The following is a 26,079-nucleotide window of genomic DNA, read 5'->3' as shown; positions in this document are numbered from 1 at the left end:
GGTCAGCGCAGCGGTCGGCCCTGGGCGTCCGGGATCTTGCGCAGCGTCACCAGGATCGCGTCGATGAGCGACCAGATGCCCAGGCCGCCGCAGGTCAGCAGCTTGGCGATGCCGAGTCCGGTGTAGCCGAGGTAGAAGCGGTCGATGCCGAGGCTGCCGAGGAGCCAGGTGAAGATCAGCGTCATCACCCACTCCTTGTCGGAGAACAGGCCGGGGACGTCCTTGGCGAGGACGTACTGCTGGCTCTGCCCGGAGCGGACGGCGGTGTCGGCCTTGAGCTGACCGTTGACCGCCATCTGGGCGAGCGTCCCGAAGTCGACCGGGCCCTGCTCCTGGCCGAGGTAGCTGATGTAGAACGGTCCGGCCGTCGGAGCTCCGTAGCCGGGCTGGTTGTAGCCGGCACCGGGCTGGGGCTGGTTGGGGTCGGGCGCGCCGTACGGCGGGGTGGGTGGTTGCGTCATGCTGGCCACCCTAGGGTTTTCCCGCGGCTCGTGAACCACTCCGGGGACGCTGCCGGGGGACAATCGTCGTGAGGACGCGTCGGAGGAGGTGGGTGGAGTGCACGTCGCGCGGCTGAGCCTGCACGACTTCCGGTCCTACGCCGACGTCGACGTCGAGCTCGAGCCCGGGGTCACCGCCTTCGTCGGACGCAACGGTCAGGGCAAGACCAACCTCGTCGAGGCGGTCGACTACCTGTCCCGGCTGTCCTCGCACCGGGTCGCCACCGACGCCCCGCTGATCCGCGCCGGCACCGAGCAGGCGATCGTCCGCGCCGCCGTGGTCCGCGAGGGCCGCACCGCCGTGCTGGAGGTCGAGCTCAACCCGGGCCGGGCCAACCGCGCGCGGATCAACCGCTCACCGCTCTCGCGCACCCGCGACCTGGCCGGCATCGTCCGCACGGTCGTGTTCAGCCCCGAGGACCTGGCCCTCGTCAAGGGCGACCCCGGCGGCCGGCGTCGTTTCCTCGACGACCTGCTCGTGCTGCGCACCCCGCGCTACTCCGGGCTGATCGCCGACCACGAGCGGGTGCTCAAGCAGCGCAACACCCTGCTCAAGACCCTGTACGCCGCCCGCGGCTCCAGTCGCGAGGCGGCGCTCGCGACGCTGGCGGTGTGGGACGACCACCTGGTCGCCACGGGCACCGAGCTGCTCGCCGCCCGCCTCGCCCTGAGCGCCGACCTGGCGCCGTACGTCGGCAAGGCCTATGAGGCCGTCGCCCGCGGCGCGTCCCGCGACGACGCCCGGATCGAGTACCAGCCGACGGTGCCCGAGCCGACCCCCGAGGCCTTCCGCGCCGAGCTGGAGCGCCGCCAGTCCGACGAGATCGGCCGTGGGGTGACCCTCGTCGGGCCGCATCGCGACGACCTCCTGCTCACGCTCGGGCCGGGCGACGACGAGCGGCTGCCGGTGCGCGGCTACGCCAGCCACGGGGAGTCGTGGTCGTTCGCGCTCGCGCTGCGGCTGGCGTCGTACGACCTGCTGCGGGCCGACGGCGACGACCCGATCCTGATCCTCGACGACGTGTTCGCGGAGCTCGACTCCGAGCGCAGGGTCCAGCTGGCGGCGCTGGTCGCGGGCGCCGAGCAGGTCCTGGTGACCGCGGCGGTCGTCGACGACGTGCCGGCCGAGCTGTCCGGCGTCACCTTCCACGTCGCGGCCGGGGAGGTGACCCGTGGCCGACCTGCCTGAGGGTCCGGGGGCCGGGGAGCCTGACGAGTCCGGGGGTCCGGGGGCCGAGCCGCCCGAGGAGCACCGCGCCGACGGCCTCGACCTCGCGCGCTCGCAGATGCTCGGCACCGCCGGGTCGAGTACGACGCCCGCACGCCGCCTCCCGCGTACCACCTCCGACGCCGCCAAGCGCAAGGCCTTCCGGCGCCGGGGCGGCGGCCGGGGGGAGCCCCAGCTGAGCGGCGCCTACCCCGACGGCCGCGACCCCCAGGCGCTCACCTCCGAGCTGGGCCGGCTGATCAGCGACCGCGGCTGGGCGCTGGACCTGCGGGTGCGCGGCGTGTTCGGTCGCTGGGCCGAGATCGTGGGTCCGGAGATCGGCGCGCACAGCACGCCGGAGTCGCTCACCGACGGCACGCTCGTGGTGCGCACCGACTCGTCCGCGTGGGCCACCCAGCTCAAGCTCCTGGCGGCGACGGTGGTCAAGCGGCTCAACGAGGAGCTGGGCCACGGGACGGTCATCGTGGTGGAGGTGCTCGGGCCGCACGCACCGAGCTGGAAGCACGGCCGGCGCAAGGCGCCGGGCAGCCGCGGGCCCCGCGACACCTACGGCTGAGCGCGGCTCCGCCGGGGGCCGAGAGCGGCGCAGGCGACACGTTGCCGGTCGGGGCGACGGAGCCCCTCACGACGTACGGGGACTCATCCGACCCCCTCCGCGGCGCTCCCATCGCCGTTTCTGAGCCGTCTGGGGACCTATTTCACCCGCCCTTGTCCCCAGGACGGTGCCATCAGGCGTGTCCTGAGGCCCCCAGGCGGCTAGAATGGGTTATCGGCCGGGAACGCGTCTCGGGACGCACGACTCGGCCTTCGCCATGCCTTCGACAGCTGTCGGGCCAGGGCGTCCGCGAACGACCAAGTGAATGAGGTAGCGCGTGTCCACTGACGACCAGGCCCCCGAGGTCGTGTCCGAGCTTCCCGCGAAGACACCCGACGTGCTCCCGGAGTACGACGCCTCCGCGATCCAGGTCCTCGAGGGTCTCGAGGCGGTGCGCAAGCGGCCCGGCATGTACATCGGCTCCACGGGTGAGCGGGGCCTGCACCACCTGATCTGGGAGATCGTCGACAACTCCGTGGACGAGGCGCTCGCCGGCTACTGCGACACCATCAAGGTGTGCCTCAACCCCGACGGCTCGGTCAGCGTCGTCGACAACGGGCGGGGCATCCCGACCGACACCGCCCCCGGCCAGGAGGTGCCCGCGGCGACCCTCGCGCTGACCGTGCTGCACGCCGGCGGCAAGTTCGGCGGCGGCGGCTACAAGGTCTCCGGCGGCCTGCACGGTGTCGGCTCGTCGGTCGTCAACGCGCTGTCCGACCGGCTCCACCTGCAGGTGAAGAACCGCGGCTACCTGTGGGAGCAGGAGTTCTCCCTCGGCGTGCCCGACTACCCGCTGCGCCAGGTCCGCCCCCTCGAGGAGGGGGAGGGGACCGGCACGACCGTCACCTGGTGGGCCTCGCCGGACATCTTCGAGACCACCGACTACACCCTGGAGACCATCTCCACCCGCTTCCGCGAGATGGCCTTCCTCAACAAGGGCCTGCGCATCGAGCTGCTCGACGCCCGGCCCAAGGCCGAGGAGCTGGCCGACGCCGTCGAGGACGGGACGGGTGACGTCGAGGGAGTGGCTGCTGCCGCGACCGAGATCCACGCGGCCGACGTCGACGGGCACAGGGCGCTGGAGCAGGTCTTCCAGTACGAGCGCGGCCTGGCCGACTACGTCGACTTCCTCAACCGCCGCAAGACGACGATCAGCTCGATCATCGCGGCCGAGGCCGACACCGGCGACGGCGTACCGAACCCGATGAGCCTCGAGATCGCGATGCAGTGGCAGGCCTCGTCCTACAACGAGTCGGTGCACACCTTCGCCAACACGATCAACACCCCCGAGGGCGGCACCCACGAGGAGGGCTTCCGCTCGGCGCTGACCACGCTGGTCAACCGGTGGGGCGAGGAGTGGGGCCTGATCAAGAAGAAGGAGGACCGGCTGACCGGTGACGACATCCGCGAGGGTCTCACCGCGATCATCAGCCTGAAGATCTCCAACCCGCAGTTCGAGGGCCAGACCAAGGCCAAGCTCGGCAACACCGAGGCCAAGGGCTTCGTGCAGTCGGTCGTCAACGACCGGCTCGGCGCCTGGCTGGAGGAGAACCCCGGCGAGGGCAAGGAGATCATCCGCAAGGCGCAGGCGGCGGCGACCGCCCGGATCGCGGCCCGCAAGGCCCGCGACCTGGCCCGCGGCCGCAAGGGACTGCTGGGCGGCGGCAGCCTGCCGGGCAAGCTCTCCGACTGCCAGTCGACCAACCCGGAGGAGTGCGAGGTCTTCATCGTCGAGGGCGACTCCGCCGGCGGCTCGGCCCGGCAGGGCCGCGACCCGCGGATCCAGGCGATCCTCCCGATCCGCGGCAAGATCCTCAACGTCGAGAAGGCCCGCATCGACAAGGTCCTGGGCAACCAGGAGGTGCAGTCGATCATCTCCGCCCTCGGCACCGGCATCCACGAGGAGTTCGACGAGGCCAAGCTGCGCTACCACAAGGTGGTGCTGATGGCCGACGCCGACGTGGACGGCCACCACATCAACACCCTGCTGCTGACGCTGCTGTTCCGGTTCATGAAGCCGCTCATCGAGCACGGCTACGTCTACATGGCCCAGCCCCCGCTCTACCGGCTGCGCTGGAACAAGCCGCACGAGCACGAGTTCGTGTACTCCGACGCCGAGCGCGACGCGCTGATGCGCGACGGCCTCGAGCAGGGCAAGAAGCTGCCCAAGGAGAACCCGGTCCAGCGCTACAAGGGTCTCGGCGAGATGAACGCCAAGGAGCTGTGGGAGACCACGATGGACCCGAGCCAGCGGCTGATGCTGCAGGTGACCCTGGACGACGCGGCCCAGGCCGACGAGATCTTCTCCATCCTGATGGGGGAGGACGTCGAGCAGCGCCGCTCCTTCATCCAGCGCAACGCCAAGGACGTCCGCTTCCTCGATATCTGAGTATCTAGCGCATCTCTTAGATATCCGTAGAGCAGATCAGAAAGAGCAATCGTGACTGAGACCCAGAGCAACCTCGGCGGCGACGGGACGGGCGGCGGCCGGGTCGAGCCGATCGAGCTGCAGACCTCGATGCAGCGCGCGTACATCGACTACGCCATGGCCGTCATCGTCGGCCGGGCCCTGCCCGACGTACGCGACGGCCTCAAGCCCGTGCACCGACGCGTCCTCTACGCCATGTACGACGGCGGGTACCGCCCCGATCGCGGCTTCTCCAAGTGCTCCCGCGTCGTCGGCGACGTCATGGGTCAGTACCACCCGCACGGCGACACCGCGATCTACGACACCCTGGTCCGCCTCGCCCAGCCCTGGGTGATGCGCGCGCCGCTGGTGCAGGGGCAGGGCAACTTCGGCTCGCCGGGCAACGACTCGGCGGCGGCGATGCGGTACACCGAGTGCCGGATGGCGCCGCTGGCCATGGAGATGGTCCGCGACATCGAGAAGGACACCGTCGACTTCCAGCCCAACTACGACGGTCGCTCGGAGGAGCCGGTCGTCCTCCCGGCCCGCTTCCCCAACCTGCTGGTCAACGGCTCGGCCGGCATCGCGGTCGGCATGGCCACCAGCATCCCGCCGCACAACCTGCGCGAGGTCGCGGCCGGCGCCCAGTGGGCGCTCGAGCACCCCGACGCCACCCGCGAGGAGCTGCAGGACGCGCTCATGGAGCGGATCAAGGGGCCCGACTTCCCCAATGGCGCGCTCATCGTGGGCCACACCGGGATCGAGCAGGCGTACCGCACCGGCCGCGGCTCGATCACCCAGCGTGCGGTGATCGAGGTCGACGAGGACAACCGCGGCCGCACCTGCCTGGTCATCACCGAGCTGCCCTACATGGTCAACCCGGACAACCTGGCGCTGAAGATCGCCGAGCTCGCCGACTCCGGCAAGGTCCAGGGCATCAGCGACGTCCGCGACGACACCTCCGACCGCACCGGCCAGCGCCTCGTCGTCGTACTCAAGCGGGACGCCGTCGCCCGCGTCGTACTCAACAACCTGCTCAAGCACACCGAGCTGCAGACCAACTTCAGCGCCAACATGCTGGCCCTCGTGGACGGCGTCCCGCGCACCCTGAGCATCGACCAGTTCATCAGCAACTGGGTGGAGCACCAGGTCGAGGTCATCAGGCGCCGCACCGAGTACCTGCTGCGCGAGGCCGAGAAGCGCGCCCACATCCTGCGCGGCCTGGTCAAGGCGCTCGACATGCTCGACGAGGTGATCGCGCTCATCCGCCGCTCGCCCGACGTGGCGGAAGCGCGCGAGGGCCTGATCCAGCTGCTCGACATCGACGAGATCCAGGCCACCGCGATCCTCGACATGCAGCTGCGCCAGCTCGCCGCGCTGCAGCGTCAGAAGATCATCGACAACCTCGCCGAGATCGAGCTCGAGATCGCCGACTACAAGGACATCCTCGCCAACGTCGCCCGGCAGCGCCGGATCGTGGCCGAGGAGCTCGCCGAGATCGTGGAGAAGTACGGCAACGACCGCCGTACCCAGATCATCGCGGCCGACGGCGACCTGTCCATGGAGGACCTGATCCCCGACGAGGAGCTCGTCGTCTCGATCACCCGCGGCGGCTACGCCAAGCGGACCCTGGCCAGCCAGTACCGCACCCAGAAGCGCGGCGGCAAGGGCGTGCGCGGCGCCTCGCTGCGCGGCGACGACGTGGTGGAGCACTTCATCTCCACGACCAACCACCACTGGCTGCTGTTCTTCACGACCGCCGGGCGCGTGTACCGGATCAAGGCCTACAACCTGCCCGAGGCCTCACGCGACGCGAAGGGCGGGCACGTCGCCGGGCTGCTGTCGTTCCAGCCCGACGAGTCGATCGCCCAAGTGCTCGCGATCCGCGACTACGAGCAGGCGCCGTACCTCGTCCTGGCGACGAAGAAGGGCCTGGTCAAGAAGACCCGGCTCGGCGACTACAACAGCCCCCGCCAGGCCGGCGTCATCGCGATCAACTTCCGCGACGACGACGACGAGCTGATCGGCGCCGAGCTGGTCAACAGCGAGGACTCGATCCTGCTGGTCTCCCGCAAGGGCCAGTCGATCCGGTTCATCGCCGACGACGAGCAGCTGCGGCCGATGGGCCGGGCCACGTCGGGTGTCACGGGCATGAAGTTCCGCGCCGGCGACGCCGTCCTCTCGATGACCGTGATCCGCGCGGCCGACGCGGCGGTCGAGGAGACCGACGAGAACGTCCAGTACGTCTTCACCATCACCGACGGCGGGTTCGCCAAGCGCACCCGGATCTCCGAGTACAAGATCCAGGGCCGCGGCGGTCTCGGCGTGAAGGCGATGAAGCTCGAGAACGAGGAGCGCGGCTCCCTCGTCGGCGGCTTCATCGTCATCGACGGCGACGAGGTGCTCTCCATCACCCAGTCCGGCCAGGTCGTCCGCAGCCCCATCAACGACGACTTCCGCCCCACCGGCCGCGCCACCCAGGGCGTGAAGTTCGTCAGCCCGAAGAAGGGCGACGCCGTCGCCGTCGTGGCCCGCTCCGTCGAGGCCAAGGAGGCCGACGAGGAGGGGCTCGAGGAGGGCGCCGCCGAGGCCGTTGCCCAGGGCGCTGCCGAGGGCGCCGCTCCGGTGAGCGAGGGCTCGACGGAATCGCAGGTTCAGGCCCCGGATGCCACAATCGAGGGGTCCGGGGGCACGAACGAGCCCGACGGGGAGAGTGAGAGCTGATGACTGAGCGCGTCGAGGACACCGTGATCCGGCCGGGTGCCGCCGCAGGCCGCCCCGCCGGCGCGCCCTCGGCGCCCGGTCCCGTCCCGCCCGCCGGGCCGGGCGGCGTACCCGGTGGCGCTCCGGCGCCGGCCAAGGGCCGCGCCCCCCGCCGCGCCCGCCTGCGCCTGACCAGGATCGACCCCTGGTCGGTCATGAAGACGTCGTTCCTGCTCTCCATCGCCTTCGCCGTCGTCACCGTGGTGTCGGTGGCGATGGTGTGGCAGGTCCTCGGCGCCGCCGGCGTGTGGGACTCGATCAACTCCACGATCAAGGAGGGCATCGGCGGCGAGGACGTCGCGTCCTTCCGGATCGAGGACTACGTCGGTACCAGCCGCGTGCTCGGCTTCACGATGCTGGTCGCCGCCATCGACGTCGTCCTGATCACCGCCGCCGCCACCCTGATCGCGTTCCTCTACAACATGTCGGCTGCCCTCCTCGGCGGCGTCGAGATCACCCTCGCTGAGGACAACTGAGCCTGACGGACGTCGACCGGGGCGCGCGGATCGGAGACGAGGGGTCCTCGTTTTGTCCCCGCCAGACCGGCTCCGGTAGTGTCTGTCCTCGGCTTGCTGCCGCGGGGCTTCCACCCAGAGCAGCGAGCCACCCGGGCCTATAGCTCAGACGGTTAGAGCACCACACTGATAATGTGGGGGTCAGAGGTTCAAGTCCTCTTAGGCCCACGGAAAGCCCCGGCTGCGTACATCGCGGACCGGGGCTTCTTCGAAGGAGGAGCAGCATGAAGAAGGTTCTTCTCGCGGTCTTCGGGGTCGTCGGCCTCGTCATCGCCGGCAAGAAGCTCCAGGAGAGCAAGGCCGAGCAGGCCCTCTGGGCCGAGGCCACCGACACCCTCCCCAAGAACTGAATCACCGCAAGCTGGTCGAGTAGCCCGAGCTGCTGGGCGAGGGCGTATCGAGACCGTGCGGGGCCTTGGCGCAATTGGTAGCGCACCTGCTTTGCAAGCAGGGGGTTGCGAGTTCGAGTCTCGTAGGCTCCACCAACAAAACCCCAGGTCAGCCTGGGGTTTTGTTCTTTTCTGAAGTGATCCGGTCGACTTCGAGATCGGCTTTTAGGGGGAGTGGTGGGGGAAAGTGGGCTGATCTCATCCCCACGGGCCCCGCCCACGGATAACTCCCTGTAAGGGGTGGGAGCTAGAGGAGCCTCGGAACCACGACAGCCCGCCGCCTGCAATACGCCGAGCGGCCCCGTGTTGGTGAGCCGCTCGATCGACTCGCTTTGACGCCCGTCGTGCCTGATCCGCCGGTGCACCAAGTCCGCTTCGGCTTCAGAATCTCCATCGACATGCGCGCGTAGCCGATAACTTGGATCCGAGGACAACGTGATCCAGCTGGCGTGGAGCCAACGGCGAGGGGGCAACTAAGTGGCGCAAGACTGGGACATTGCTGAGCCGCGCGCAGACGCCCTCATCGAATCGCTGCGTGCCTTCGGTTACTCCCCCGAAGCTGCGATCGCCGACCTAGTCGACAACAGCGTCTCGGCCGGGGCGAAGCGGATCGCCGTCGACTTCGCTTGGTCCGGCGCGAACTCTCGCGTGACCGTCTCCGACGACGGCGGCGGAATGTCCGAGAACGCGTTGGTGGCCGCGATGCGTCCCGGCAGTACCAGCCCTCTCGAGGACCGGGATGCCTCCGACCTAGGTAGATTTGGCCTCGGCCTGAAGACTGCGTCCTTCTCACAGGCGCGCGAACTTACGGTCGTCTCGAAGACTGAAGAAGGCGACGCCACCACCCGCCGCTGGGATCTCGACACGGTCGCCGCCTCGGGAGAGTGGCGCTTGCTCCGCACGGCACCAGCCGGCGCCGCCGTTCTACAGCCCCCCACCACAGGCGGGACAACCGTGACATGGTCCAAACTCGATCGCCTCGTTGGCGACGTCGGGTCCGATGACGCCAAGGCCCACCGGCGGTTCCTCGACGCCACCGCCCGCGTCCAGCGCCACCTTGAGGCCACATTCCACCGCTTCCTCAGCGGTCGGGGTCGTCTTCGGATCTCAGTCAACGGCCAACAGATCGATTCCTTGGACCCGTTCATGGTTCATCACCCCGCCACGCAACAACTCGACGCTGAGGAGCTGCCCTACAAGGGTTCGCTCATCAAGGTCGCCCCTTACGTTCTCCCCCACCGAAGCAAACTCGACGACGAGGAGATGGCTCGCGGCGCGGGTCTACAGGGCTGGAACCAGCAACAGGGTTTCTACGTCTACCGCTCGGGCCGGCTGCTAGTGCAGGGGGACTGGCTTGGACTCGGCCTCTCCAAGGACGAGCACACGAAGTTGGCCCGAATCGCCGTCGAGTTTCCGTCTTCGCTGGACCACGCGTGGCAGGTCGACGTGAAGAAGTCCACGGCTCGCCCACCCGGAGAACTTGTGGAAGCACTCCGTCGGATCGCTCGTGCGACACGATCAAAGGCGGAGGAGGTGTACCGCCACAAGGGCAAGGTCTTGGCTCGCCAGAACAGCCAGTCGTTTGTGTTCGCTTGGCAGGAGCACAAGGGAAGGAATGGCGAAATCCGCTACCGCGTCAACCGCGACCACCCCGTGATCCTTGCGGTCCGGCACGCACTTGGAACGGACAAGCAGGTCTTCGAGCGTGCCCTCCGCTTCATCGAAGAAACGATTCCGACGTCGATGATCGGCGTCTCGATCGCCCACTCGGTCGACAACCAGCTCACAGCCTTCGGCGGCTCGAAGCGCGAGATCAGACCACTCGTCGACTTCGCGTTCAGGAGCTATGTGAGGGACGGGATGACGACCAGCGAGGCGCTCGACCGTATCGCGGCTGCAGAACCCTTCTCGGACTATCCCGAGGTGATCGCCACACTTAGGGAGGAACTTGCATGAACAACTCGGACCTTGTGCGCCAGATGGTCGTTCCTCGCTTGGACTTCGCCGTCGCCAACGGGACACCCGTGACGACGGAACGGCTCAGGGGGTGGGTCGAGGACACGGCCGCGATGGTGGGTACCCAGACGCCAAGCGACCCCGTCGATACTGAGCAGCTCATACGCGACATCGAAGCCGACTACAACGTCCACGTAGGTTCGTGGAACTCCTTGGCCGACGACACAGACCACGTGGCGTGGTTGGATGAGCGACTCGCTGACACGAGCGGCTGGAGGTTCTGGGACCGCTACGCACGGTACCTGAGGCAGGACCAAGGTTTGCCGGTCGCAGCGGTGCGTCGACTCGACGAGATTACCGACGACATCCTTAGTCGCTTGGAGGAGCCGCAACGCGAAGGCCCTTGGGACCGCCGTGGGCTCGTTGCCGGCCAAGTCCAGTCAGGCAAGACCGGCAACTACACCGGCCTGATCGCGAAGGCGATCGACAACGGCTACAAGTTGATAGTCGTGCTCGCTGGCGTGCACAACAGTCTTCGCAGCCAGACCCAGGCCCGTATCGACGAAGGCATACTCGGGTTCGACACCCGAGCTTTCCGCTTGGCCAACCAGGCGGACGACTCGAGCCGCATCGGCGTCGGGAAGCTTGCCGGGCCCAGGCTTTACGTGAACTCTTTCACGTCCTCGGGGGAGAATGGCGACTTCCGGCTCAACGTGGCTCAGAACATGGGGGTAGCGCCCGGAGGTGCCGACCCGATCGTCCTAGTCGTGAAGAAGAACAAGTCGATCCTGACGAACCTTTTCAAGTGGGCGACCGAACTGACCAAGGAGCGCGACCCGAACACAGGCGAGTTCAGGGTCCGGGGTGTGCCTGTCCTCGTGATCGACGATGAAGCCGACCATGCATCGGTCAACACGAAAGCACAAGGCGCGGCGGACGAAGAGACCGATCCGTCAGTCATCAATGGCCTCATCCGACAGTTCCTAAAGACGTTTGACCGGACCGCCTACGTCGCCTACACCGCTACGCCGTTCGCGAACATCTTCATCGCTCCCGACTCGGACCACCTTGCCGCCGGCGAGGACCTCTTCCCGCGCAGCTTCATCGTCAACCTGCCCGCGCCAAGCACGTACACGGGGCCCGAGCGAGTCTTCGGTCTGAAGGAGGACGTGGCGAACGCGATTGACGAGGTGGAGGCGCTCCCCATCGTCCGGGCGATCGAAGACTACGACGGGTGGCTTCCCGACAAGCACAAGTCAAGCGATCGACTCGGCGCCGACCTGCCCGACACCCTGCGGGATGCGATCGTCTTCTTCCTCGTAGCCGGAGCGGTACGCCGACTCCGCGGCCAAGAGTCGAGGCACCACTCGATGCTTGTCCACGTCACGAGATTTACCGCAATGCAGCGACAGGTGGCTGACCAAGTCGAGGAGTACCTCGGGGACATCAAGAATCGACTTGCGTACGGCGAGGGCGATGATCCGATCCTCGCCGAACAGGTCAAGCGGCTGTACACCGACGACTTGTTGCCGACGACCGAGGCGATGCTGACCGCTCCGGACCTTGAAGGTCTAGTAGGACCCGCCCCGAGCTTCGACGAGCTATGGCGGGAACTGCACCAAGCAGCGGTGAAGACGCGCATCCACGTTGTCAATGGAACCTCCGCCGATGCCCTGGAGTACGTCGACCATCCCGACGGGATCAACGTGATCGCCATCGGGGGCGACAAACTCTCGCGCGGCCTGACCCTCGAAGGCCTTTGCGTCTCTTACTACCTGCGCGCGAGCAAGATGTACGACACGCTGATGCAGATGGGTCGCTGGTTCGGCTACCGGCCCGGCTACTTAGACCTGTGCCGCCTCTTCACCACGAACACCCTTATCGGCTGGTACGAGCGCATCACTGCAGCGTCCGCCGAATTGCAGCGGGAGTTCGAGGCGATGGCTGCCGTCGGACGAACACCGGCCGACTTCGGGCTCCGCGTCAGGCAACATCCCGACGGGCTGCTCGTAAGTTCACCCACCAAGATCCGGAACGCCCAGAAGATCAGCATCTCCTTCAGCGGCTCAAGCTCCGAGACCGTTACCTTCCGGGCAGCCGACCGATCCACCAACGCCACCGCCCTGCAGGCGTTGCTTACCGACCTCGGCCCGGAGGACGACAACCCGGCAGGCATGCGGGTCTGGAGGGGCGTGGATGCAGCGCAGATCCTTGCGTTCTTCGCCTCTTACCGCGCCGACCGGGCGGCCTTCAAGACACAGCCCAAGGCCCTCTCCGACTACATCTCAGCCCGGGTCGCTGACGGCGAGCTGAGCGACTGGACGGTCGTCTTGGCGGACGTGCGGGGTGGATCCGAGCGCGATATCGGAGGTTTGTCGGTCGGCCTGACCAAGCGAACAGACCACAACTCGACCACCGATCCACTGCGCTACACCGTCCGTCGCGTCGTCAGCCCTGGTCACGAGCTCGTCGAGTTGCCCAAGGACTCGAACGCTTGGGATCGGGCCTTGGAGAGGACTATCGAGTCGTGGAAGCTGAACCCCCGACGCAGGGAAGGAGACAAAATTCCGGACCGCCCTTCGGGCCTGTGGGAGCGGCACTTCCGTGACGTATCGAAGGGGCTCCTCCTGCTCTATCCCTTGGACCCGCAGAGCTGGAAGGCATACGACGGCGGCGACACGACCCCGTTCGTCGGCTTCGCCGCATCTTTCCCGGCCTCCGATCGGGCCGAGCCCGTCGAGTACCAGGTGAATATCGTCACGCTCAAGCAGGAGTTCGGTTGGGACGATGAGGACTTCGATGACTGACGCCTTCGATCGGGGCCTGTGGCGCGAGTTGGCCGATGACCGAGTTCCGGACGGCTTGATCCGTAGGCGGGTGCTTCCCTCCCTAGCCCACGACGTCTTCATCGGCGAGCTTCGACCCGGGCGGGAGCGGGTTCTCATCATGGAGATCGCAGGAGAACACACAGGCCTGCCGCCGCGGCGACCCTCCTCGAAGGGCCTCAAAGTCGAGGTCGAGGACGCGGAACCCGACATGGTCCGAATCCGGCTGACGTCAATGGCGCGTGCCGACTGGAGCCTGTTCGCTGAGGTTGCCAACGACGTCGCGGCCACCCTGTCTGCCGACCCGGGCGCCGGGGCCGCGAAGCGGGTACTCAACCGCGTGGTCTCATGGCAGAACTTCTTTGCGACCAAACGCGACGACTTCAGCCTCGAGCTCGCCGCTGGCCTGTTCTCCGAACTGCACGTCCTGAGCGAGGTATTCCTTCCAACCCTGGGAGCGGGCCGTGCCGTGGCAGCATGGTGCGGACCCGATCCCGCCGTCCAGGACTTCCAACTCGCTACCTTGGCGCTAGAGGTGAAATCGTTCCGCGGCGCTGGGCCGGGCCGATTACTCATCAGTTCCGAGCTGCAGCTCGACCTCGCCGGTGTCGACAGCCTCTTCATCGCCTACGTGCGGCTCGATCAGCGCCAAGACGGGAGCGGACCGACCCTCTTGGATGCGATCAACACGGTTCGAGAGGCGCTCGTCGAGTCCCCGCCGGCGCTCGACCTGTTCGAGCATCGGCTCCTCAGCTACGGCTGGGTTGACTCGTTCGCCGAGTACCGGACGGAGAAGTACGACGTTCGAACCAGCGAGGCCTTCCGCGTGACTGAGGGGTTCCCGCGGATCACCCCCGCATCGCTCCCCAATGGTGTCGGCGGCGTCACTTACGCTGTCGACCGGAGCGCCATTGAGGCCTTTCTGGTCCCCTGGGAGGACCTCGCCGAGATGTTGAAGGAGCTCGCGTGAGTGGAGAGATCGAGGACTGCCTCCACGACCTCCAACAGGCGATCGTCCTCGCCGCCTCGGCAGAGGACAACGAACAGGGCTTGCCCGAGGCGTTCACGCATTACATGATCGACGTCCTCATCGAGGCTGGAGAGGTCGACGACGCCCAGGTCGCGTCATACCAGTCGACCGGAGCACGGGCCTCGGCATTCAGCCTTAGCGAGGACGAGAGCACGCTCTGGCTTTTCCTCACCGACTATCGCGGTGACCTGTCCGTCCAGGGTCTCGTCAAGACCGAGCTCGATACTCATTTCAAGCGGATGGCCGGATTCCTCGAGCGGGCACGCGACGGGCTCTGGAAGAACCTCGAGGAATCGGCACCGAGCTGGGACATGGCCCATCGGCTCGCCGAGGTCTGGAACAAGGTCGCGGAGATCCGGCTGGTCGTGCTCACGAACGCCACGCTCCGCACCACAGTGGGTGGGCCGATCAAGCTCGACGGGCGACCCGTCCATTGCTCGGTGTGGGACCTGACCCGAATCCATCAGCTCGCCTCCAGTGGCCGAGCACAAGAACCCATCTCAGTAGATGTATCTGACATCTGGGGCGAACCCATCCCTTGCCTGGGTCCACATGGAGAGCCGGGCGCCTACGACGCCTACCTGATGATGGTGCCTGGCGACTTCATTGCCAGGATTTATGAGATCTACGGGCCCAGGCTCCTCGAGCTCAACGTCCGCTCCTTCCTCCAGTCCCGCGGCAAGGTGAACCGCGGCATCCAGGAGACGATCAAGGGCGCGTCCCGTCGATTCCTCGCCTACAACAACGGCATCTCGATGACCGCCGCAGCCGTGCAGGTAGTCAATCTCCCGGCCGGCGGGCACGGGATCGCATCGATCTCCGATCTGCAGATCGTCAACGGCGGCCAGACCACCGCCTCCCTCCACTACGCGAAGGTTAAGAACAATGCCGATCTGTCAGGGCTGTTCGTTCAGGCGAAGATCTCGGTCATTGAGCCCACCCTGCTCATGGATCTCGTACCTCGCATTAGCGAGTTCGCAAACAGCCAGAACAAGGTCAACATGGCGGATTTCAGCGCGAACGACCCGTTCCACGTCGAGATCGAGCGTCTCTCTCGAACGGTGTGGGCCCCAGGCAAGGCCGGAACCGGGGCCATGACTCGCTGGTTCTACGAGCGGGCCCGAGGCCAGTACGCCGATGCGCATGCCCGCGAGCGCACCCCCGCCCGCCAGAAGCAGTTCAAGCTCGTCCACCCGCTCAACCAGAAGTTCACCAAAACCGATCTCGCGAAGTTCGAGAACACATGGGACCAGCTCCCGTGGACGGTCTCGTGGGGGGCGGAGAAGAACTTCCGCGAGTTCATGCTCCGACTCGAGAGGCGCGGAAAGTCCTTCAAGCCTGACCAGACCTACTTCGAACACCTGGTCGCGAAGGCGATTCTCTTCCGCAGTACGGAGAAGCTCACCACCGCCCAGCAGCTCGGCGGCTACCGCGCACAGACCGTCACCTACACGATCGCGAAACTGCTGAACGCAACTGGCCAGCGGATCGATCTGCGCGCGATCTGGCGTAGCCAGGAACTCTCCCCCGCTCTCGCAGCGGCCATCGAGGACCTAGCTCCGAAGGTCCATGCAACGCTCTTGGCGACAGCCGGCGCGCGGAACATCAGCGAGTGGGCCAAGAAGGAGGACTGCTGGAAGGCGATCCTCGACCTCGCCTGGGAACCGGCCAAGCCCTTGTTGGCTCAGCTGGACGCGACCGCTGGGCGCACGAGGACCACGTCGACAGCGAGCATCGGCGAGCAGCTGAGCGACGAGGAGCGGGTGGCCCTCGAAGCCGTTCTCTCGATCTCCGGTGAGAGCTGGAAGGCGCTCAGCTCTTGGGCGAAGCAGACCGACGTCCTCCAGTCGTGGCAACGCAGCCTCGCCTTCAGTCTCGGAAACCTAGCTAAGGCCGGCAAGACCCCCTCCCGCAAGCAGGCGGTGCAGGGAGCGTTGATCCTGGCTGAGGCGCGACGCCTCGGATTCGCCGGATAGAGCGCCTGCTCACTCCCGAACAACGTCCGCCCCGGTGAGGGCCTCCCGATCTACGTGTCCGAATCCGCAGACCTGGACGCCCGAGGTGATGACTCGCTCCATGCCCTTCTCGACTGGCTGTGCATCGCCGCGATCAGAGTCGGAGGTCTGGACTCGGCCAGCCACCACGCGAACGTCGGCGCGCCTTCGTAGACTCGGCACACGATGACCACTGAAGCCGCTCCGAACGCCACCCGGTCCGTACGCGGGCAGGCGCTTCGGTTAGCGCCACACCCAGATCACTGCGACGACGTCGTGGCGCTCGGAGTCCTGGTCCGGCGACTTCGAGCGGAGAACCCGCGCCCATTGCTGGCGGCGGACCTATTCGCTGGTGCGGGAGGGATGAGTCTCGGACTGGAGCACGCAGGCATGCGGGTCGTCTTCGGCGCTGACTTTGATCGCGACGCCCTAGCGACCCACGCGCACCACTTCGGGGGAATGTCCGTCGGATGGGACCTGGGCGATCCGGAGAACGTGGAGGAGGTCGGCCGGATCCTGCGGAGCGTCAACATCGACGTCATCGCTGGCGGGCCACCGTGCCAGCCGTTCTCCAAAGCTGGGCGGTCGAGGATGCGGTACCTAGTCCAGCACGGCGTGCGTGAAACACATGACCGCCGGAAGGACCTTTGGCAGTCGTACCTAGAGGTGGTCCGGACTGCGCGCCCGCGTGCGGTGATCATGGAGAACGTTCCTGATATGGCGCTGGATCGCGAGATGTTCATCCTGCGATCGATCGTCCGCCGGCTGGAGGACTGGGGTTACTCGGTCCAAGAACGTGTCGTTGACACCTATCGCTATGGCGTTCCCCAGTTTAGGCAACGGCTCATCCTCGTGGCGCTCCATGGCGGCCTTGACTTCACCTGGCCCGAGGAGTCGACGAAGAAGGTCACGCTCGGCAATGCGATTCGGGACCTTCCCGAAGTCGACCCCCAAGAGGGATGGATGTCCGAGGCCACTCGCAAGGGTTGGCGAAAGTATGGAGGTCCGCAGACGGAGTTTCAGCGCGACATGCGAGCCGAGGTGCCGATGACGCAGAGCGACCGCGTGTACGACCACGTCACGCGCCGAGTCCGCGACGATGACGCAGTGGCCTTCGAGCAGCTAGACACCAAGACTCGCTATTCAGAGCTGCCTGATGAATTGAAGCGGTACCGCGACGACATCTTCGACGACAAATACAAGCGGTTGGACGCGAACGACCTCTCAAGGACGATCACTGCGCATATCGCCAAGGACGGCTACTGGTACATCCATCCTGAGCAGAACCGCACCCTGACCATTCGCGAAGCCGCCCGCATCCAGACCTTTCCCGACCACTTCCGCTTCGCGGGCGGTCCTACCTCGGCCTTCAGACAGATCGGGAACGCGGTACCCCCTCGATTGGCCCGGGCGATGGGGGCTGCCGTCGCCGAGGTTTTGGGGGATGGAGCAGCACGTCTGGCAGTCCCGACCGCGAGGACGAGATCGGCCCTCGCGAATTGGGGTCGGACGACAGCAGAGGTGAGTCCGTGGCTGCGTTCACGGTCGCGGTGGCTCGTCGTTCTCGGTGATGCGCTCCTCGGAGAGGAGTCGACCACCGTGGCCGAAGCCGTGTGGCCGATCCTGTCGGTGTGGAACACTCCGGAAGATCTGATCGCCAACGCGGAGACCCTCGTAGAGGTTTCAGGTTGGTTGGGTCGAGAGGATGCCTCGGCCGCGGTGCTGGAGCTGGCACAGACACTTACCCGCGAGGGCGGCTCCTTGGACGACGCGCGCCTGGCCGAACTGGTCGGTCGGGGACTGATGCGCCGTTCGGCCGTGGAGCTGGCCATGATCGCAGACCCCGAAGAGGAGGAACCTGTGATCGCCAACACGGCGGCGCTTCGTGTCGCGGGCAGGTTCTTCCAAGGGACGGAGCGGTGGCTCAAGAACCGAAACTCAGACGGACGCATCGCAGTGGGACGCCTCATCGGGTTTGACGAGGAGAGTCGCGAGGCGCAGATCGCGCTGATTGAGCTGGGTGCGCGGCTATGCACGCCGAAGGCGCCCGATTGTGACCGGTGCCCGTTGTCAGCGTGGTGCAGGTACGGCGCCGGCCGGTAGCGACTCCGACAGTCAGAGGCCTAGCCGCTCGGCCAGCTCCGGGTGGCGGGTTCGCATCGTAGCCACGGCAGCCTTGAACTCCGGGAGGGATCGATCCTCTAGGAGCGCGGCTTTCAGGGCGATGCCAACGTCCCGTAGCGCTACGTCCGACGCCTTGGACGACTTGCCCGACGACTGCGCGCGGTCACCTGCGTTGGCCGACCGGCGATAGGCATCGTCTGCAAGAACACAGAGTTCGTGCACGGGCCGCTCGAGCATCTGGCGGAGGACAGGTGGCAACTCGACACTCATCTTCGCCACATTGATCTGGAATGCCTCATCCAAGTCGGTGTCGAACTCGAGCGCGGCTCGGGCGAGCTTGGTGTGCTCGTCGATTCCCCGTATCCCCGACCACCCGCCGTGCTGAACGAGCCGATCGGCTCTGTAGATGTAGAAGCCCTGCTGACGATTCCACTTCTGTGGACCCGACAGACGGTCGAACTCCTCGATCGACGAGAAGCGGTCCCGGGCTGGCAGCACGACTCCCCGGAAGGTCACCTCCGACGAACCGTTGTTCGTCTCAATCTCGAACACTTGGGGCGCGAGGACCGAACGTTCTCGCTCTGCTGGGGCGAATGGATCCCACGGCCGGAGCTTCTCGTCATCGACGCAGATAACCACCTCCGGTCGGTCGCGGACGTCGCCCGCGATGAACCGGTGGAACACCATGGCGAGGTGCTCGGCAGTCTTCGAGGCCAAGGTACGGAGGCGACGTCGACCCCAACCACTCTCGGCGTAGCGCTCTGGGAGCACTCGGTCCAGATCCTCCCAAACCACGACGGTGCCGGGAGACTCACGGAGGAGATCCTTGGCGCGCTCGATCGCCGGTGACGTCTCGTCGACGGTGATGTCCCACCTGTCGGTGCGAGAGATCCGGTTCAGGTCAAGTGTCATCACGTTGAAAATCGTGCGCTTCGGTGCGGTGCGACTGACGACTGTCAACCGACGGCATTGGGAGAAGGAGCCCGTCTTCAGACCGAGTCCGAAACGGCCCAGCTCGTTCCTGTCGTAGCTCCGCCGGCTTCCGAAGCGCAGTGCCTCCACCAACTCGCGCTCGGTCATGCCGTCGCCGTCATCGCTGATGAGGACGTACGATCCGTTCGGCTCGAACTGGGTGTAAATGTTGACGCGACTCGCGTTCGCGGTGACTGAGTTGTCGACGAGGTCGGCCACGGCGGTCGGGAAGTCGTAGCCGATGTCTCGCAGGGAACCAGTGAGCCGCGCTGCCGAGGGCGCGATCTCGAACGTCTTGGTTCCCGTCACCAGCGTCCACCTCCTAGAGTTCAAAGCATGCCAGGCGAATCACGCTGGGAGCGAATCAACGTGTGCGTGTCGGGCCAAGGCTATTTGACGGTTCCGACACTTGAGCCTCCCGTGTCGCCCGCTGCCCGACGAACGATGCAGGCGAATCGCGGCCGTGACACCGGCCCGGAGATGGCGGTCCGGTCAATCCTGCATCGTTGGGGGCTTCGGTACCGCGTGAACCTGCCACTACCGATCGACCGCCGCCGTCGTGCCGACGTGGTCTTCAGTCGGGTCGGTCTCTACGTCTTCGTGGATGGGTGTTTCTGGCACGGCTGCCCGCAGCACTTCGTGATGCCGAAGACCCGAACGGCCTTCTGGCGCGAGAAGGTCGAGGGGAATCGCGCCCGCGATCGAGACACGGACGAGCGTCTGCGAAACGCGGGCCTGACCCCCCTGCGAATTTGGGAACACGCTGATCCCGAGACGGCCGCACTCCTGATTGTCGACACATACTCGCGACTCCTTGAAGGTCGCCTGCGGCTGGCGCTCTAGCTGCAGCCACCGTCGTCGCGGCCGATGGCCGGGTTCGACAGGGTCCGCTTCAGGTGCGGGGACCATCCACCCGTGAGGTCGGAATCAGGCACCACGTCGACGACCTCAGGCACGAACCCGTCGATCCCATCCCACGCCGCGCTCGACGATCCTTGACGAGGCCTGACGAGTCCCGAAACCGCCCGCTTCACCCCACTATTCAGCGTTCAAAACCGAGCGGCACGCATGCTACGAAGGTCCGTAGATCGGTCCGCCCCTCGGGGCGGGCCGAGCGTCATTTCAAGGCTAGATGACGAGTACTGACGGGCGGTGACGAGGTCGATGCACGGTGGCGTGAGGTTCTACCGCGGCTCTGCCGCCGCTGCACGCTCCTACGTCGAGGCCGACCACTCTCGCGCCGACGACTACTACCTGGCCGAAGGCAGCGGGGTCGCCGAGCACTACATCGCCGGCCCCGGCGCAGTGCGGAGGGTCGGTGACCTCGACGGCCCGAGGTACGAGCGCTGGGTCGCGGGCTACGACGTACTGACCGGCGCAGCCAAAGGACGCCTGCGCGACGACGCACGCGCGCTGCGGTTCGTCGAGGTGGTCGTCAACGGGCCGAAGTCCTGGTCGCTCGCCGCCGCCCTCCACCCCGACATCGCGGCCGCACTCGCGTCCGTAGGCCGACGGACGCGGCTGCCGAAATCGTCAGAACAGTTGAACAGTCGGCTTAGATCCTCGCGCCCTACGGTCGGCTCTCGCGCCAAGCGGCGTACGTTGCCCCGATCTTCTCGGCGAGCGACCTGTCGCGGTCGAGAGTGGCGTGTTGGTAGATCGCCATCGCGGCCTGGGAGGCGTGGCCGGCACGCGCCTGCAGCTCGGCGGCGGTCGCGCCGTGCTGGCCGGCGAGGGTCAGGGCGGTGTGGCGCAGGTGGTGGATGGTCAGGTCCGGGCGTCCGGCCACCTCGCGTGCCGGACGGTAGCGGTCCATCAGGTAGCGGACGCTCATGTGGTCGGTCCGGTCGCCGGGGAAAAGAAGGCCGGCCGGGCCTTCGGCGGCGTGCTCGAGGAGGTGCCTCTGCAGCATCGGCAAGAACGGTGGAGGGACGTGGACCGTCCGCACTCCGCTCTTGGTCTTCGGCGAGCTGATGTGCCGCCCGCACTCGGGGCAGGCACCCCGGACTGATGGGTTGGTGTCCTTGTCGACCTTCCTCGTGACGGTGATCCGGCCGGTGACTCCATCGATGTCGGCCCCGCGCAGCTCCAGGAGCTCTCCCTCGCGCAGTCCGACGAAGGCTGCGAGCACGATCAGCAGCTTCAGCCGCTCGGGCATCTCGTCGATGATGACCGCGATCTCGTCGAAGGTTGCCGGGACCACGACCTGCTTCACGGGAGCACTGCCGGCGCCACGGATCTTGGGCGGTGCCCGGTCGATCAGCTCCTCCTCCTCGGCCGCCTGGAGGATCGAGCGCAGCAGCCGGTACGCCGCCGCATTGGACGACGCCTTCTTCGGATCGAGGGTTCGGCGCCACGCCTTGATCTCCGAGAGGGTGACGTCGCGCAGCGGCATCGCACCGAAGTACGGCAGGATCCGATGCTTCAGCAAGGCTTCGTAGCTGCGTGCCGTCGTCGGCCGCAGGCCACGCTCGGCCAAGTAGCGCTCGGCGAACGCCTCCACAGTGCTCATCGCCTGCTCGCGCTCGCGGCGGGCCTCGGCAACCTTGCGTGCCTTGGGCGGCGTCCACTCATCGCGGTCGATAAGCGATCGCTCGCTGGCGAGCCACGTTTCGGCATCCATCTTGGTCCGGAAGTTGCGCGAGTGGCGCGTGCCGTCGGGCATCGCGTACCGCGCACGGTAGGACGGTCCCGTCGCGCCGACGCGTCGCTCGAGTTCGCCGAACCCTCGTCGCCGTGTCATGCCAGAGACCTCCCGAGTGCTCCGATTCCACCGATCACCAGTTAACCCCATACTTCGGCAGCAGAGCAATGGGGCACCTAGGGGGAAAGGATGTCCAGGTGGGTCCGCGACCGACCACTCCTGACCTGCTGTTTTACGCTCAAATCGGAGTTTGAGGACTGCCCAAGCGCGTTTGCAAGCAGGGGGTTAGGGGTTCCAGTCCCCTAGGCTCCGTCACATGAAACCGCAGGTCAGTCTGCGTTTCTCTCATTTCTGCGGGCGGTTGCCAACCCAGCACGGCGACTCTGTGGGGGCCTGGTGTGGGGAAGCGATCTGCCTCCAGCTCCAGCGGGATGGCGAATCCAGGACGTCCCCACCACGGTCAAACTGTGGCTTAAGACCGACAATGACGTGGACGGAGACGCAGAAGCGAGAGGTGGTGAGCAATGCCGGGGCCAGCACCGCGGTCTTTGCTGTGTGACACCCACCCGTCCGTGTTCATGGAGGCCGAGCGAGCGGTCCGCTCGGATACCCCGCTGGCCTCGCTCGGCACCCACAGCAATCTCCTCGTTGTGTGGCGGTGCGCGACGTGCCGCCACGAGTGGGCGGCGACGGCGTCTGCGCGAGCGCGAGGAGGGGGCTGTCCTAAGTGCGCGTGGAAGAAGCGAGCTCGTGCCCGCGCCCAAGCGCCAGCGGGTCAGTCCCTCTTGGACCGGCATCCCGACGTGGGCGAAGAGTTCGTTCGCAACCTGACACGGGCAGATATGCATCCTGCCGACCTACGTCCGAGCTCACAGCAGCGCTGCATCTGGTCGTGTTCGACCTGCGGGAACCGGTGGGAGGCCACGGTTGCCAATCGCGTTGCCGGTCGAGGATGTACGGCATGTGCCAACCGTCGCCGCGCCGAGAATGTACGACGACCTACCGAACGGTCCGGGACTGCTGCCGAGAAGGCGAGCTTTCCGCAGTCGGAACTCATCGCAAATCTCACGGACGCAGCACGCGGACTCCACGACATCAAGCCCGGGTCAACGGATCGATGCCTATGGCGTTGCTCAGATTGCTCCCACGAATGGGAGGCGACGGTCGTCAACCGCGTGCTCAAATGCAGCGGATGTCCGGAGTGCGCGATGCGGCGAGCAGCCGAGAAGCGCTCCACCGCGCCTGAAGATGCGTCGCTACTGGCTCTCCATCCCAACATCGCCGCGGAGTTCGTCGCCAACGAGACGGCACCCGGACGGAGCCCGGCGCTGATCAGACCTGGCTCGAACGCCCTCTGCCGGTGGCGATGCAACCGTGGTCACGAATGGGTGACGACGGTCGCGTCCCGAGTCGCAGGGGCTGGCTGTGCCCGTTGCGGTGCCCGTGGGCAGTCAAGGCTCGAGTTGGAAGTTGCTGAATTGCTGCGAGCGGCGACCGGCGAGCACGTTGAGGTGGATGTCCCACTCCGAGCCGTTGGTCGATCGTGGCGTCTCGACATAGCGATTCAGCAGGTCGACCTATACATCGACTTGGACCCGAAGTTCTGGCACGCTGACTCCGCACGCGATCAGCGGAAGGCCGACGCCCTACGGGAGCACCATTACGTGCGGGTCCGGCACGCGTCGTTGCCAGATCTCACCGGGGTTGTCACCGTCTCGGTGACTGACGGCTCGCTCGATGCCGTCACGTGGGCGGAAGCCCTGCGACCGGTGGTGACTGGCCGCGGCGTGGGGTGGCTTGGCCTCGACAGTGACACCGTGGTGAGAGCTCTCTCGAAGGCCGCCGACTTATGGCGGCAGACCCTGCAGGGGCGACCGAAACGATCCGCCCTGGACGTCGCTCCACACCTGGTCGACGAGCTTCTCCGAAACGAGACGCGGCCCGGTGTAGAACTGAGCTGGCTTCCGCCGAGTGCCAAAGACAGGTGCTGGTGGCGGTGCCAGACGTGTACGCACGAGTGGCAGACGAGTGTCGAAGTGCGCGCCTACCTGGGGTCTGGGTGCCCGGCATGCGGACGGACGAGGGTTGGAAGGTCAACGTCGCTGGCACCGGCGGGTGGCTCGTTGGCTGACCTCCACCCGCAGATTGCGTCCGAGTTTGTCTCCAGCGATCGGCTGGACCGAACCCCGTCGGACTTGCGGCCGTCCACCAACATCATGTGCGTCTGGCGGTGCCCGGAATGCGAAACTGAGTACCGCGGTAGCCCCGCCGGGCGCACACGTGGACGTGGCTGTGCGAACTGCTCATCTGCGAAGGCCGGTGACGCCCGAAGCCGGCGCGGCGCGTCAGACGGAAACAGTCTTGCGAACAGGTTCCCAAGACTGGCCGGTGAATTCGTCGTGCTGCACGATCACCCGCACCGGACGCCCTCGGACATTCCACCAGCGTCCAACCATCGCGCCACTTGGTCGTGCCACGACTGTGGGAACGAATGGTCAGCGACTGTCGCCTCCCGGGCCCTAGGCGGCCATGGCTGTCCTGCGTGTGGACGACAGCGAACCGTTCTGGCGCGAACGACGCCAACGCCCGGCAATACCCTGGCGGACCTGCACCCGGCCATCGCCGAGCAGTTCCTGACGAACCTCACCCATCCCGGGCGCGGCGCCGATCAACTCAAGGCAGGAAGCCATGATCGCTGCCGCTGGCGATGCGGCGCCGGTCATGAATGGGAGACGACCGTAAAGAACCGGACGCGGGGCGGTACCGGGTGCCCCGAGTGCTACAAGACTCGTCGCGCTCAGTGAGTGCAACTAGCGTGGAGGCAGCGTGCGGAATAGCCGCGCCGCCGGATCTACCCGGATCCGGATGTGGCGTTCAAGCACTCACAGCAGTGTCCGTCCTGAGGACGCAACCCGTCGGTCATTGTGGACGCGGAGCCGATGGGGCTCGCCACCTGCGATTAGGCCGACCGGACGGCGAAGCCGACCCCGCCACTGAGCAGGGGCCTGAGTGCGTTCACCAGCGCCGAAAGTTCGGCTAGCGCTCGATCTGGTGACGCACCGACTTCAGAGATCACTTCTGCTCGCGCGAAGGCCACCCGGGCCGAGGTCTCGAGCGCGGCCAGTTGCTCTGGGGTAAGCAGGTCACCTTCTGCCTTGCGTCCGTAGGCGGCCACCTCATGCTGCGACCGCTTCAACTGATCGGTGAACGTCTCGAGGTGGGCCTTCGCTCGCTTGTAGTCGCGATCGGCCGCTCGGCGGCATGTGTCGGAGCAGTACTCCTTGCGACGTCCGGGGCCGAGCTCCTGAGTCACGGGCTTCCTACATGCAAGCCAGGCGCAAGGCACTGCGATCTGACCGATGCTCTGGCTCTCGTCCGCCATGACTTGTCCGCCTATCCGCGTGAATTGGACCACCTGATCACGCACAGTCTCGCCCCAATGGGGCTGATCCGGGCGGTGCCACGCCGAACTACAACGGTGTTTATTCGCGCGATATGAGCGCGAATGACACGCCGACACGTAGATGGGTTGCAGCTCAGCGGCGCGCGAAGCGTGTAGGACTAGATCGAGTCACCTGAACCCAGGTGGCGAACAAACCGCGCGAAACCAAAACGCCCGGCTTGCGGGCCGGGCGCTGAGGTGCACGGGACACGAATGTCGTCGTACGGGTGGAACTGTCATGACATCACCGGTCCCGAGCTCGCGCAAGACCCGCACCGCGGTGCGAGATCGGAGGGATCGCCGATGTGGCGGTTCATCGCTGCAAACAACCAGGCCGGTAACCCCACGTGGTGGCTGTATGCCGGCAACAACGAGATGGTCGCCTGGGCCGGGGAGACGTTCGCGTCGACCTACAGCGCGAACCGGGCGGCGTCGGCCTTCAAGGTGGGGGCGAGGACCGCGAGGTACGAGGTGTACCAGGACGCCGGCGGCTCCTGGCGCTGGCGGGCCTGGCGCTCGTCGGACAAGGTCGCCGCTTCTGGCGAGTCGTTCAGCAGCCGGTACTCCGCCGAGCAGGCGGCGAACCGCGTCCGTGACAACGCTGGTGGCGCTGCCGGGGCCGCGGCCTGACTTGCTCGATGGCTGTGTGCGGCACTGGCTCGGGCCGGTGCCGCGCCGCTGTCTGAGCGGGGTGG

General features: G+C 66.6%; 18 protein-coding genes, 2 tRNA genes and 1 pseudogene. 17 read left to right on the top strand and 4 right to left on the bottom strand.

All coding sequences use genetic code 11. The features are described from left to right. Positions 1-2: 2 nt before the first annotated feature. Positions 3-461, bottom strand: a complete 459-nt coding sequence (locus tag KVF89_RS23070; protein ID WP_257428896.1) for an NINE protein — start codon at positions 459-461, stop codon at positions 3-5. 97 nt (positions 462-558) lie between these two features. On the opposite strand from KVF89_RS23070, the gene recF reads away from it, so the two are divergent. The 13 genes from recF (at position 559) to dcm (ending at position 18,305) form a co-directional block, all read left to right on the top strand. Then, complete coding sequence (gene recF, locus KVF89_RS23065; RefSeq protein WP_257428895.1) at positions 559-1,689, top strand: DNA replication/repair protein RecF; 1,131 nt, start codon at positions 559-561, stop codon at positions 1,687-1,689. Continuing rightward, a complete protein-coding gene (locus KVF89_RS23060; protein WP_257428894.1) occupies positions 1,673-2,284 on the top strand; it encodes a DciA family protein in 612 nt (203 codons plus the stop codon). Before recF ends, KVF89_RS23060 begins: the two co-directional genes overlap by 17 nt. Positions 2,285-2,600: 316 nt before the next feature. Beyond that, the gene (gene gyrB / locus KVF89_RS23055; protein WP_372497955.1) at positions 2,601-4,712 is read left to right on the top strand and encodes a DNA topoisomerase (ATP-hydrolyzing) subunit B; all 2,112 of its coding nucleotides are present in this window, start codon (positions 2,601-2,603) and stop codon (positions 4,710-4,712) included. 129 nt (positions 4,713-4,841) lie between these two features. Beyond that, on the top strand, positions 4,842-7,454 hold the full coding sequence (gyrA, locus tag KVF89_RS23050) for a DNA gyrase subunit A (RefSeq protein WP_372497962.1): 2,613 nt from the start codon (positions 4,842-4,844) through the stop codon (positions 7,452-7,454). After that, positions 7,454-7,969 carry a DUF3566 domain-containing protein gene (locus KVF89_RS23045; protein ID WP_257428892.1) on the top strand — a complete coding sequence of 172 codons (516 nt, stop codon included), beginning with the start codon at positions 7,454-7,456 and terminating at the stop codon, positions 7,967-7,969. The genes gyrA and KVF89_RS23045 overlap by 1 nt, the downstream gene beginning before the upstream one ends. Positions 7,970-8,102: 133 nt before the next feature. Continuing rightward, positions 8,103-8,176: transfer RNA gene (locus KVF89_RS23040), tRNA-Ile, on the top strand. Positions 8,177-8,232: 56 nt separating this feature from the next. Then, positions 8,233-8,358: a DLW-39 family protein gene (locus KVF89_RS23035; RefSeq protein ID WP_257428891.1), complete on the top strand. Its 126-nt coding sequence runs from the start codon at positions 8,233-8,235 to the stop codon at positions 8,356-8,358. Positions 8,359-8,417: 59 nt separating this feature from the next. Then, a tRNA-Ala gene (locus tag KVF89_RS23030) sits at positions 8,418-8,493 on the top strand. 381 nt (positions 8,494-8,874) lie between these two features. Next, the gene (locus KVF89_RS23025; protein WP_257428890.1) at positions 8,875-10,353 is read left to right on the top strand and encodes an ATP-binding protein; all 1,479 of its coding nucleotides are present in this window, start codon (positions 8,875-8,877) and stop codon (positions 10,351-10,353) included. Then, the gene (locus KVF89_RS23020) at positions 10,350-13,160 is read left to right on the top strand and encodes a Z1 domain-containing protein (protein WP_257428889.1); all 2,811 of its coding nucleotides are present in this window, start codon (positions 10,350-10,352) and stop codon (positions 13,158-13,160) included. Before KVF89_RS23025 ends, KVF89_RS23020 begins: the two co-directional genes overlap by 4 nt. Continuing rightward, the gene (locus KVF89_RS23015; protein WP_257428888.1) at positions 13,153-14,148 is read left to right on the top strand and encodes a PD-(D/E)XK motif protein; all 996 of its coding nucleotides are present in this window, start codon (positions 13,153-13,155) and stop codon (positions 14,146-14,148) included. The genes KVF89_RS23020 and KVF89_RS23015 overlap by 8 nt, the downstream gene beginning before the upstream one ends. Beyond that, positions 14,145-16,184: an AIPR family protein gene (locus tag KVF89_RS23010; RefSeq protein ID WP_257428887.1), complete on the top strand. Its 2,040-nt coding sequence runs from the start codon at positions 14,145-14,147 to the stop codon at positions 16,182-16,184. Before KVF89_RS23015 ends, KVF89_RS23010 begins: the two co-directional genes overlap by 4 nt. A gap of 204 nt (positions 16,185-16,388) precedes the next feature. Next, positions 16,389-18,305 carry a DNA (cytosine-5-)-methyltransferase gene (gene dcm / locus KVF89_RS23005; RefSeq protein WP_257428886.1) on the top strand — a complete coding sequence of 639 codons (1,917 nt, stop codon included), beginning with the start codon at positions 16,389-16,391 and terminating at the stop codon, positions 18,303-18,305. A gap of 12 nt (positions 18,306-18,317) precedes the next feature. Here dcm and KVF89_RS23000 read toward each other — a convergent pair whose 3' ends face one another. Beyond that, positions 18,318-19,607, bottom strand: coding sequence for an ATP-binding protein (locus tag KVF89_RS23000; RefSeq protein WP_257428885.1), 1,290 nt, complete (start codon positions 19,605-19,607; stop codon positions 18,318-18,320). Between the two features lie 27 nt (positions 19,608-19,634). Here KVF89_RS23000 and KVF89_RS22995 point away from each other — a divergent pair, with 27 nt between their 5' ends. Both KVF89_RS22995 and KVF89_RS22990 read left to right on the top strand, forming a co-directional pair. Then, positions 19,635-20,141 carry a very short patch repair endonuclease gene (locus tag KVF89_RS22995; protein WP_257428884.1) on the top strand — a complete coding sequence of 169 codons (507 nt, stop codon included), beginning with the start codon at positions 19,635-19,637 and terminating at the stop codon, positions 20,139-20,141. Positions 20,142-20,462: 321 nt separating this feature from the next. Beyond that, positions 20,463-20,735, top strand: a pseudogene (locus KVF89_RS22990) (MobF family relaxase); the annotation flags it as partial. A gap of 133 nt (positions 20,736-20,868) precedes the next feature. Here KVF89_RS22990 and KVF89_RS22985 read toward each other — a convergent pair. Further along, complete coding sequence (locus KVF89_RS22985) at positions 20,869-22,041, bottom strand: tyrosine-type recombinase/integrase (RefSeq protein WP_257428883.1); 1,173 nt, start codon at positions 22,039-22,041, stop codon at positions 20,869-20,871. Between the two features lie 425 nt (positions 22,042-22,466). Here KVF89_RS22985 and KVF89_RS30635 point away from each other — a divergent pair, with 425 nt between their 5' ends. Further along, complete coding sequence (locus KVF89_RS30635; protein ID WP_372497954.1) at positions 22,467-24,746, top strand: zinc-ribbon domain-containing protein; 2,280 nt, start codon at positions 22,467-22,469, stop codon at positions 24,744-24,746. A 155-nt stretch (positions 24,747-24,901) separates the two neighbouring features. On the opposite strand, the gene KVF89_RS22975 is transcribed toward KVF89_RS30635, so the two are convergent. After that, positions 24,902-25,324: a hypothetical protein gene (locus KVF89_RS22975; protein ID WP_257428881.1), complete on the bottom strand. Its 423-nt coding sequence runs from the start codon at positions 25,322-25,324 to the stop codon at positions 24,902-24,904. A 363-nt stretch (positions 25,325-25,687) separates the two neighbouring features. Here KVF89_RS22975 and KVF89_RS22970 point away from each other — a divergent pair, with 363 nt between their 5' ends. Then, entirely contained in the window at positions 25,688-26,014 is a 327-nt protein-coding gene (locus KVF89_RS22970) for a YegP family protein (RefSeq protein WP_257428880.1), read from the top strand. Positions 26,015-26,079: the final 65 nt, after the last annotated feature.

The organism is Nocardioides carbamazepini, from assembly GCF_024614185.1.
GTDB classification, from domain to species: domain Bacteria; phylum Actinomycetota; class Actinomycetes; order Propionibacteriales; family Nocardioidaceae; genus Nocardioides; species Nocardioides carbamazepini.
This window is presented reverse-complemented; position numbering and strand designations above follow the sequence as displayed.

What these genes read in the sequence shown, in the direction of transcription:
- KVF89_RS22970 (WP_257428880.1), top strand. Translation starts at nt 25,688, where the DNA reads ATGTGGCGGTTCATCGCTGCAAACAACCAGGCCGGTAACCCCACGTGG.
- KVF89_RS23035 (WP_257428891.1), top strand. Translation starts at nt 8,233, where the DNA reads ATGAAGAAGGTTCTTCTCGCGGTCTTCGGGGTCGTCGGCCTCGTCATC.
- KVF89_RS23020 (WP_257428889.1), top strand. Translation starts at nt 10,350, where the DNA reads ATGAACAACTCGGACCTTGTGCGCCAGATGGTCGTTCCTCGCTTGGAC.
- KVF89_RS22995 (WP_257428884.1), top strand. Translation starts at nt 19,635, where the DNA reads ATGCCAGGCGAATCACGCTGGGAGCGAATCAACGTGTGCGTGTCGGGC.
- gyrA (WP_372497962.1), top strand. Translation starts at nt 4,842, where the DNA reads ATGCAGCGCGCGTACATCGACTACGCCATGGCCGTCATCGTCGGCCGG.
- KVF89_RS23015 (WP_257428888.1), top strand. Translation starts at nt 13,153, where the DNA reads ATGACTGACGCCTTCGATCGGGGCCTGTGGCGCGAGTTGGCCGATGAC.
- KVF89_RS23070 (WP_257428896.1), bottom strand. Translation starts at nt 461, where the DNA reads ATGACGCAACCACCCACCCCGCCGTACGGCGCGCCCGACCCCAACCAG.
- KVF89_RS22975 (WP_257428881.1), bottom strand. Translation starts at nt 25,324, where the DNA reads ATGGCGGACGAGAGCCAGAGCATCGGTCAGATCGCAGTGCCTTGCGCC.
- KVF89_RS22985 (WP_257428883.1), bottom strand. Translation starts at nt 22,041, where the DNA reads ATGACACGGCGACGAGGGTTCGGCGAACTCGAGCGACGCGTCGGCGCG.
- KVF89_RS30635 (WP_372497954.1), top strand. Translation starts at nt 22,467, where the DNA reads ATGCCGGGGCCAGCACCGCGGTCTTTGCTGTGTGACACCCACCCGTCC.
- dcm (WP_257428886.1), top strand. Translation starts at nt 16,389, where the DNA reads ATGACCACTGAAGCCGCTCCGAACGCCACCCGGTCCGTACGCGGGCAG.
- KVF89_RS23045 (WP_257428892.1), top strand. Translation starts at nt 7,454, where the DNA reads ATGACTGAGCGCGTCGAGGACACCGTGATCCGGCCGGGTGCCGCCGCA.